Genomic DNA, 9567 nt, shown 5'->3' on the forward strand with positions numbered 1-9567 from the left:
TCACCATTGACTGCATAGTAAAGCGGTGATTAAATCGCAACTTCCCCAGATGAGTCTCAGTAGATCGATTCATCTGATCGGGTGAATCAGCCAGAGGTGCAAGTTGGCACAATCAGGCGAAGTGCAAAATCAACTCAAAGAGCGATTATGAAATCAGCAATTGACCAAATAACTACTAATTCGTAATTAAAAGAATTACGAATTACGTAGAGCCTGCGGCATAGCTGCGCTTAGAGCGATAGCGAAGCGGTAGCGTACCCCTACGGGGAAGCAAGCCAAGCTACGCGGAGCGTCTCGTAGAGAGGTACGAGCGTCCGCAGGAGCGTCATTACGAATTACGAATTATTTTGATTTACCATTCGCTATGGAGGAAGATTTAATGTCCACTATTCGTCGTTCGCTCGGCGTATTGCTTGCCTGCACTCCCATTTTGGGATTATTCAATATTCATACAATGGCGATCGCCGCACCTGGGATTTCTCAACCAAGCACTGATGCAAAATTTCAACCCCTGATTAAAGCCATTGAAGCGCAGATGAAAGCGCAAGATGTCCCTGGATTAGCTGTAGCGATCGTGCAAAATGGCAAGGTGACTTTTCAAAGAGGTTTCGGTGTTCGCAACACTGAAACTAAAGACCCAGTTATACCTGCAACCCTATTCCGAATTGGCTCAACCACCAAACCATTAACAGTAATTGGTATCATGCAATTAGTAGAAGCTGGCAAAGTCAAGCTTGATGAACCAGTTGTTCACTATGTGCCAGAGTTTAAAGTAAATCCCAAAATTACAGTCCGACAAATTATTTCCCATAGCTCAGGACTTGCTGATGGGGGTGAGCCTTACGGACGTATCGATGCGGCTGCGCTCAAAGATTACGTTACCAGCCTGACACCAAAAAGCGCGTTTGCACCACCGGGAACAGTATTAAGTTACTCCAATCCGGCTTTCTCAGTTGCCGGACGCTTAATCGAACGGGTAAGCGGGATGAATTATGCTGATTACATGGACAAAAATGTCTTTCCAGCTTTGGGAATGGCGCGTACAACTTTATTACCTAATGTTGCTTTGACCTATCCCCTAGCAGTGGGTTATCAACCAGGCAAAGCAGGACTGGAAACTGTGCGCCCTAATCCTGATAACGTCGCTGAATACCCCGCAGGGTTTGTCTTTTCATCGGTAAAAGACCTTAGCCGCTTGGTATTATTTCTCCTACAAGATGGCAAACTCAATGGCAAAACCGTATTGAGTGCAAGTTCTATGCAAGCAATGAAAACGCCTGTGTTAAACATTGCCTCATTGAATGTGGGCTATGGCTTAGGGTTAATTGTCGAGCCGAAAAATGACAACATTACAAATATTGGGCATGACGGCTCAATTAATGGTTATAGTGCTGCACTACAGACCATCCCATCCCAGAAATTTGGTATTGTAATTTTGGCTAATAAAGTAGGTTTTAACTCTACCCCAATTCTGGAAGCAGCTACACAATCTTTGCTGAAACTGCCAAAACCGAATCCTGCACCTCCAATTAAGTTAGAGGATAACGCACTCAAAGCCTATACCGGAAACTATGCTGTTTCTGGAATTACAGGGAAGCTAGGTACTCTGGCAATTGTTCTAGAACAAGGCAAGCTTAAGACTAAATTTGCCGGACAACCGGATCTCGAATTGCGATCGCTCCGCCCAGACACATTTGGGGTATTTTTAGGGAACACACAGATAGGAAATGCTGCTTTCCTGCGGGATAAAACAGGCAAGATTACATTTTTGAGCTATGGGTTACGTGCATATCCACGTTTAAGCGATAGGTAAGGTAAACCAGAAAGTTGCACCTTTTCCCGGACTACTATGAACTCCAATTTCTCCACCATGTGCTGTGATAATTTGGCGACAGAGGTATAATCCTAACCCAATACCAGTAGAACGAGAGCGATGGGCTACGCCCCCCCGGAGGCGATCGCCTCTAGAATAGCGTTCAAATATTTCTGAGCATTGTTCCTCGTTCATACCCACACCATTATCCTGCACTAGACAACGGATCATTTCTCCTTCTAAGCTTGCTTGCAAAGTAATTTGTAACCCTGGAAGGTTATGATTTAGTGCATTACTGATTAAGTTTTCAAATACACGCCTTAATTGCAAAGAATCTGCATTCACAAGAGGCAAATCATCCAAAAACAAATTATGAATAGTTGCACGATTTTTTACAAATAATGATTCTAAATCTTCAGTAATAGATTTCACTAATTCACTGATTTTTACAGGTTCACAATGTAATGAAATTCCTTGAATCTCACTAATATGTGTTTCCAACAATGAGTTAATTAGATGCAGTTGGCGTTCACCACTCTCAATCATTCTATCTAAAATATTCCGAGATAAAGAGATATTTTCTACAGGTGATTGTTGCCAGTGTTTTAATAACATCAAAGTCCCTGCAATGGGTGTGCGTAAATCATGAGAGACAGCGTGTAAAAACTCATCTTGGCGTTTATATAAATCTTGTATTTCTACCATTCTTTGCTGCAATTGAGCAGTTCTTTCATGCACTTTGTGTTCTAAACCGAGATTGAGCGATTGGATTTGTTGAAAGAGTTGAGCTTTTTGAATAGCAATTGCTACTTGTGTTGCTAATTGTTGCAGTAAGTCAATTTCTACCTGCTGCCAATGACGCACTCTCGAACATTGATGAACAACCAATGTACCAAAAAACTTTTCCCCCACCATGATTGGTACTGCTAAACAAGCTTTTACTTGATATTTAGCGAAATAGTAAGCACGCTTGGGAGAAAGTTGGATTTGGTTAACATCCTCAATTATTTGTATATTTCCTTGAGAGAATAAACTTTTTATTTCTTGAATATAATCATTATCTTTTAAAAATACCTCTGAAATTGCTTGGCAATTTATAGCTACAGATTCAGCGAAAATCTTACTTTGTACAATATCATTAAAGTTGCTAATAAATACTCTGTCGGCTTGAAGAAATTGACGAACTTCTGTTACTGTAGTGTTGATAATCTCCTCTAAATTTAAACTTTGTAAAACTCTCAGCGCAATTTCTGCAATTAATCGCTCTCGTTGGGTGGCTGCACGTAATTGAATTTCCCCTTGTCTGCGTTCAGTAATATCAATTCCAAACCCAAAGAAGAAGTTAAGCTCCCCATTTTCTTTAAAAACTGCTCTGCCGTGCCAATCTATAAGTAATTTATTACCACTTTTAGTTAATACATAGTTTTCTTGGTTGGGTAATAATTCTTGTACATTTGCTGACTGGAAAACTTGCGCCAGCATTTCTTGTTGCTCTGTCGGGACAAAATTAGCAAGATAATTAGTACCAACAACTTCCTCAAGAGTATAATCCAGGGCATTCAGCATTGCTTGGTTCATCATCCTCACTGTACCATCTGGATTGATAGCTACAAAAAAAGCCGGGGAAGTTTGCACGATTGTAGTATTAAAATCTCTTTGCTGACATAACTCGATTTCAGCAATTTTACGTTTGGTAATGTCACGGACGAATCCTTGCATCCCCACAACATTACCATCAATTATCACAGGTGTTTCTACAACTTCAGTGAATAAGGAATTCCCATCTTTGTGGCGTGAAATTACTACAAATGGTTTATTGCGTTCCCCTGTTAGTAAAGCTTTATCAGTTAATTCAATAGCTTCTGCTTTAGCAGCATCATCTATCAAAAAATATTCACATTCTTTCCCGACTAATTCTTCTGGTGTATATCCTAATACTGTCTGAACTGAGGGAGAAATATATTCAAATATATGATTGTTATCATGAACATAAAAAAATACTTGTTCACTACCTTCAACCATCATCCGAAATCTTTCTTCACTATGTTGGAGAGAGATTTCTGCTTTTCTACTTTCTGTTATATCTTGACCAGTAGCAATAACATAACTAAGTTTTCCGCTCTCATCTACAAGAGTATTTACTGTCCAAGCAATTAATCGCTGTTTTCCATCTTTAGTTAATAAATATCTTTCGGATGTTTTGGGAAGTTGTTCAGTATTTATCTGATTAAATTCTAATTTAGCTAACTCTATTTCTTTTGGAAGTGAAAATATATCCCAGAACAATTTATTTTCTACTTCGGCAAATGAATATTGAGTTATTGCCTCACAAGCACTATTAAAACAGACAATTCGCCCTTGTTTATCAAGGATTATAATTAAAGCAGCAATCGTATCAAGAATTGTGGCAACAAAATCACGTTCTTGACTGAAATTTTTGATGATTTGTTGTAACTGCACAGTTATTTGATAGCTGAATTTATCGGTATATTGATTTACATAATATCAGGACAAATATGGTTGAACTAGAAAGAAAAACAAAAATATAATTTATCTATGGGGTTTCTCCTCTGCTCCCCATCATCTCTGCATCTTCATTGATTGAGTGAAGCGAGCGCTCACATTTAGTGGCAATACCTTTGTATAAATAACCACCTATTTTTGGTAGTTTGGGTGCATAGAACTGCTCAACAGTCAATTTTTCAAACTGGTCTAAAACTTGCTGTTTGATATCACGGTTGATATTGCAACCGTCACCAATGACTTTATTAAGGGAGTTCAAGCGGTTCTGCCAAACTTAAATATTTGGCTCATCATTCAATATATAATGCTTGGCTTTGCCTAACAAAGTATTATTCATCCAATCAGGTGAATCGACTGCGGTAATCAATTAAATATGATACTGTCTTATTGTTTAAATATGTAACCCATCGTGATATCACATTAACATCAGGCAAAACTCATGAATAATATTGCTAATATTCAAATTGACAGCCAACGTTTACTATTAGTACCAATTTCACATAGATATAGAGAAAGTGTATTTCAAGAATTTACAGAAGAAATAACTGATTATACCCATGTCGTTCCCGATCCAGATATTGCCAAAACTGATGTTTTTATTCAGCAATCAATCCAAGAACTAAAAGATGGCACTAATTTAGAATTAGTGATTTTGCTAAAAGAAACTAAAGAATTTATTGGTTGTATTGGTTTACATGATCTCAATACAAATACGCCAGAACTTGGAATTTGGACAAAGAAATCTGCTCATGGTAATCATTATGGCAGAGAAGCAATATCTGCTCTCAAAGCATGGGCAGAGAACAACTTAGATTATGAATACTTGCGCTATCCAGTAGACAAGCGCAATATCCCTAGTCAAAAAATTCCTGAATCTTTGGGAGGGGTAATTGCAGGAGAGTATGACAAAACCAATTTGGGCGGAAAGACATTGCATATAGTCGAATATAGACTATATAAACCAATAAACGACATCTAATATAGAGAATCTTAAGATTTTGTGTAATAGCACGCCTAAATACTGAATAGCGTGGGATTGTATATTTTGTCAACTTATCGTCGTATTAATTGAAGCGATCGCCTGCCATCAAGATTACTAGTTGAACCCTAACTAATTTCCTATCCTGTCAACAAATCACATGAAAAAATTTGGTCAAACTGCTATATCAGTTGCCTTTGCTACAACTGTAGTTTTAAGTATAGCAGACAAAGCACACGCAGTAGTGTTGGGTAGGCCTTTGACTGGTACTTACAACGTGGGTAGAACTGCTTATCACTTCACTGATTACAACCGTAAAGAAATTTTTACACCTGATAAAAACGACTATCGAGAATTGATGGTGCAGGTTTTTTATCCCACCAAAACCGTTGCAAGTGGAGTATCTGCGCCTTACATCGAAGATAATGTTGTGCAAAAGCTAGAAGAAGAAATCATTCCTATTCCTGGTGTAGGGGAATTACTCAAATCAGTCAAGATTAACGCTATTCCCGAAGCCAGTGTGGCTCTTACTCAATCTAAATATCCTGTTTTGTTGTTTTCACATGGTTTACGTGAGCTACCTGCGTTTTACACCTCTTTCGCGGAGCAGCTAGTTAGTCATGGTTATGTTGTTACCACTGTTTCCCATAGTTATGATGCGCTAGCTACTGTATTTCCAGATGGCAGATTCGCAACCATAAACAACTCTCCTTTATCGGCGATTGGTAATCCAGATGTTAATTTTGATATCCAACAGCAGCTTTCTGTTCAAGCAACTCAAGTACGGGCAGCTGATGCTCAGTTTGTACTTAATGAATTAAATAAACTTAATGTCAACGATCCCAATAATCTCCTCACAGGTAAGTTAGATTTGGAGCAAGTTGGCATTTTTGGACACTCAAAAGGTGGTGCTACGGCGGCAGAAGCAATGCGTCTTGATAACCGCTTTAAAGCTGGCATCAATATGGATGGTACATTGTGGACTGATGTAGTTAATACTGGTTTAAATCAACCGTTTATGTTGATGAATGGTGGCAATTCTTATGACTCAGATCCAACAATGGAAACATTTTATAAAAATCTCAACGGTGACAAATATCATCTAGTTATTAAAGACGCTGATCACCAAAATTTTTCTGACAAATCTTTACTAATTTCACAATATGGGTTTCCTGATTATTTGTTTAATGAAATTGGCATAATTGACCCAAATATTAATAACGAAATCATTAATGGCTATACTCTGGCATTCTTTAATAAATATCTAAAAAATGTGGATGCACCTTTGCTAAGAAATAGAGTATCAGATAAATTGGTTGATTTTACTCCCCAACCCAAATCAGTACCAGAACCAACTTTACCTGCGGAATTACTGGGTATATTTAGTTTATATTGTTTATTTCATCGTCAGCGTAGCAAGGCTAAAATCTAGATTTTTCATTACCATAATTTATCACTGTTTATGGTAATGAAATAGTTTTTTAATGGACTACTATCTATTAATAAAGTCAGCAGCAGAGCAATGACTGTTATTTTTCGCAAAGAAATAAATTGACCGAGACAATTTTAGATTCTAGATTTAGATTTTAATCTAAATCTAGAATCTAAAAAAGGTTTCAAGCCTCTCTGTTTACGGAAATGAAAAATAAAATTTTCAATATTTAAGCCTCTTCTTTATAAGGAGCAGTTAATCCAAAAGACGCTACGCACAGTCGCTCTAAGCGAAGCTATGCCAAAGGCTTTACGCTACGCTATCGCAAATCCAAAATCGAGTGACTTTTAATCATTTAAACTTTCTATGTAATACTAGGTTAAAACTTGATATTGCTAACCTTATTTTAGTCTAAAAATTCAGAATGTAGCTAATTAGAGAACCTGAGTGAATCATCCAATCTGGTAAAACAAAACAGTCATTGCCAAACTTTGATACCGCCAGAACCTACACCAATGAATGCGTTGCCATCAGAACTAAAACTAAAAGGAGAAATAATTGGAAAACTTTGAATTGCTTTGCCAGTTTGTAAATCCCACAGCTTGACACTGGCAATAGGATATGTATTATCATCTGAGGCTAATAAGGCGCTAGTTGCTAAAGTTTTGCCATCTGGACTAAACTTTAATACACCATCTGCGATCGCTGATTGGTTAAATTTAGCTACACCCACATTTGCTAAAGTACGATATGCTTTACCTGTCGCGACATCCCAAATTTTAATTGTATTATCATCGCTGCTACTAGCTAATACTTGAGCATTGGGACTAAAAGCTAAAGAACGCACTTTACCTTGATGTCCAGTTAATTGCCGAATTAATTTACCTGTGTGACTATTCCAAATTTTTACTACGCTGTTATCAGCAACTGTCGCTAAAGTTTTGCCATCTGGACTATAAGTAATTGGTAATGGATTATCAGGATAATTACCAGGGTTAAGAGTGGTAATTAGTTTTCCAGTTTTCAAATTCCATAGCTTAATATTTTTGGTTTCAGTTTGGCTAGCTAGAGTTTGGTTATCCGGACTAATTTGCACCGATGTCACTATACTCTTATGCCCTGAAAGCGTAGTTCTCAATTGTCCTGTTGGCAGATTCCATAACTTGATTGTGTAATCTGAACTACCACTAGCTAAGATTTTACCATCAGGACTAAAGGCGAGGGTACGGACTGCATATTTATGTCCCTTGAGGGTGAGAATTTCCTTACCATTGTTCCCATCCCACAGTTTAATAGTTTTATTTGCTAAAGCTGCGGCAATTGTTTTATCATCATAACTCCAGGCGATCGCGTGGGCAAAATCACCTGACATAGATGAAGAACCTGCTTATGGTTCAAAGTTCTCTTTAAAGGAAAAAGCTTCTCCAGCCAGCCCTTTAAATAAAGTAGTGACTAGCTGGCCAGTTTGTAAATTCCACAAAGTTATACTACTATTCTTACTGTCGCCAGTACCGCCACAAGCTCGCTCGTAACTGTAACTAGAAATGGCTACAATTGGACGATGAGGACTAATTGCCATCACCTTTGTATAAATCGGGCAAGAAGTATCAGGATAAACCTGTTTTAAATCTAAAGTATGAATCAGTTTAGCATTTGACCAAGATTTAAAATTTTGATGATAGTGGGATATGTTAGTTAATGTTGGCGTTAGTACATCATTCGCCAACAAAGCTACTGGGTAAACAATTAGTATTGTTACCACAGATAAAGGAGTCCAAAATAATTTCATAATTTGTACATTCAGAAGATAAAACAAAGTGAATAGATTAAGAGGTATGAAAATAATGTTTCTTACCTCTTAGATGTGTGCTGTCAATCAATGCCATATTGAACTGGTAAATGAGATAATTTTATCAGGGGTATTTATATTCATTACCAGGAACAATTAATTTATACCAGCATAATTGATAGTGGCAGATGATTTCTACTCGGCTGCTTGCCAAAATACATAAGGTCTACCACCTGCTAATTGCTTATTAATGATTTTAAAATATCCATCTCTCCCCTCTAAATTAACGCGAAAATAAACTTTACTATTGCGAAATTGAAAACTATACATATACAAGCTACCTTGACCGACACAGGAGGCATACTTAGGTAGTAAAGGGGCTTCGTACTCGACTAATTTCTGATGAGATTTGATAACTTTGGCATTATCAGCAATAGGTTTAATGTCAGCTACCACAATATGATCTGCTCCTCCTTCAAAACCAAATGGCATCCACCATAAACCTACGTTATTTGGACAATTTCCTGATTTCCTTTCTACATTGACTTTGGCACTTGGTTTGTCAAAGCTTTGAGCTAACGCTGAGGTCGATGCCATGATACTAGTAGTAGTCATTAACCCGAAAATACTTAATACCTGTAATGCTTGAAACTTGTAATTATGTGTCATATTTCGATACAAGATATGATCGTTAAGTTACATTTTTTGGTTGAAAATGCCTTTAATTCTGCTATTCAGTTGAAGTCAGTGATTGTGACTTGAATGAAAAAATGGGCTTTTAGCTCAGATTATGGATTCAAGTCATAGTGATTGATAGAGTTTATACTTCTCTATTTTTTCCCCACCTCTAATATTTAGTTACCTGCTATAGACTGATGAATGCGTTCCAGCCAAGCTTGATTTTCATCAATTGTGAGAATAATTCGTTGGCAAGATTCATCTTTGAGTTCTAGAGTTAAATAATCTTGGTCTTTCGTCACGTACCAAAATTCTTTACCTCTACTGCTGTAGTAGGTTCCTGCTTTAATTAT

General features: G+C 37.4%; 8 protein-coding genes. 3 read left to right on the plus strand and 5 right to left on the minus strand.

Annotation, left to right across the window (positions count from 1 at the left end; translation table 11 throughout):
- The first annotated feature begins 379 nt into the window (after positions 1 to 379).
- Positions 380 to 1813 (plus strand): serine hydrolase, encoded by a 1434-nt coding sequence (locus tag H6G96_RS33470; RefSeq protein WP_190917706.1) that lies wholly within the window; start codon positions 380 to 382, stop codon positions 1811 to 1813.
- Here the strand turns inward: H6G96_RS33470 and H6G96_RS42970 are convergent.
- Both H6G96_RS42970 and H6G96_RS33480 read right to left on the minus strand, forming a co-directional pair.
- The gene (locus H6G96_RS42970) at positions 1799 to 4273 is read right to left on the minus strand and encodes a PAS domain S-box protein (protein WP_190917708.1); all 2475 of its coding nucleotides are present in this window, start codon (positions 4271 to 4273) and stop codon (positions 1799 to 1801) included. The genes H6G96_RS33470 and H6G96_RS42970 overlap by 15 nt on opposite strands.
- 94 nt (positions 4274 to 4367) lie before the next feature.
- The gene (locus H6G96_RS33480) at positions 4368 to 4595 is read right to left on the minus strand and encodes a hypothetical protein (protein WP_190917710.1); all 228 of its coding nucleotides are present in this window, start codon (positions 4593 to 4595) and stop codon (positions 4368 to 4370) included.
- A 180-nt stretch (positions 4596 to 4775) separates the two neighbouring features.
- Here H6G96_RS33480 and H6G96_RS33485 point away from each other — a divergent pair, with 180 nt between their 5' ends.
- Positions 4776 to 5315: a GNAT family N-acetyltransferase gene (locus H6G96_RS33485; RefSeq protein WP_190917712.1), complete on the plus strand. Its 540-nt coding sequence runs from the start codon at positions 4776 to 4778 to the stop codon at positions 5313 to 5315.
- A 160-nt stretch (positions 5316 to 5475) separates the two neighbouring features.
- The gene (locus H6G96_RS33490) at positions 5476 to 6747 is read left to right on the plus strand and encodes a hypothetical protein (RefSeq protein WP_190917714.1); all 1272 of its coding nucleotides are present in this window, start codon (positions 5476 to 5478) and stop codon (positions 6745 to 6747) included.
- A gap of 478 nt (positions 6748 to 7225) precedes the next feature.
- Here H6G96_RS33490 and H6G96_RS33495 read toward each other — a convergent pair whose 3' ends face one another.
- The 3 genes from H6G96_RS33495 to H6G96_RS33505 all read right to left on the minus strand — a co-directional run bounded on the left by H6G96_RS33495 (position 7226) and on the right by H6G96_RS33505 (position 9205).
- On the minus strand, positions 7226 to 8119 hold the full coding sequence (locus H6G96_RS33495) for a WD40 repeat domain-containing protein (RefSeq protein WP_190917716.1): 894 nt from the start codon (positions 8117 to 8119) through the stop codon (positions 7226 to 7228).
- A 15-nt stretch (positions 8120 to 8134) separates the two neighbouring features.
- Positions 8135 to 8536: a hypothetical protein gene (locus tag H6G96_RS33500; RefSeq protein WP_190917718.1), complete on the minus strand. Its 402-nt coding sequence runs from the start codon at positions 8534 to 8536 to the stop codon at positions 8135 to 8137.
- Positions 8537 to 8731: 195 nt separating this feature from the next.
- Positions 8732 to 9205 carry a hypothetical protein gene (locus tag H6G96_RS33505; protein WP_190917720.1) on the minus strand — a complete coding sequence of 158 codons (474 nt, stop codon included), beginning with the start codon at positions 9203 to 9205 and terminating at the stop codon, positions 8732 to 8734.
- Positions 9206 to 9567 lie beyond the last annotated feature (362 nt).

The sequence above is a fragment of the Nostoc sp. FACHB-892 genome, assembly GCF_014698795.1.
Classification (GTDB): Bacteria; Cyanobacteriota; Cyanobacteriia; order Cyanobacteriales; family Nostocaceae; genus Nostoc.

Bases quoted from the DNA above. Each gene is read 5' to 3' on its own strand.
- H6G96_RS33470 (WP_190917706.1), top strand. From the start codon at position 380: ATGTCCACTATTCGTCGTTCGCTCGGCGTATTGCTTGCCTGCACTCCC.
- H6G96_RS33485 (WP_190917712.1), top strand. From the start codon at position 4,776: ATGAATAATATTGCTAATATTCAAATTGACAGCCAACGTTTACTATTA.
- H6G96_RS33490 (WP_190917714.1), top strand. From the start codon at position 5,476: ATGAAAAAATTTGGTCAAACTGCTATATCAGTTGCCTTTGCTACAACT.
- H6G96_RS33495 (WP_190917716.1), bottom strand. From the start codon at position 8,119: ATGTCAGGTGATTTTGCCCACGCGATCGCCTGGAGTTATGATGATAAA.
- H6G96_RS33500 (WP_190917718.1), bottom strand. From the start codon at position 8,536: ATGAAATTATTTTGGACTCCTTTATCTGTGGTAACAATACTAATTGTT.
- H6G96_RS33505 (WP_190917720.1), bottom strand. From the start codon at position 9,205: ATGACACATAATTACAAGTTTCAAGCATTACAGGTATTAAGTATTTTC.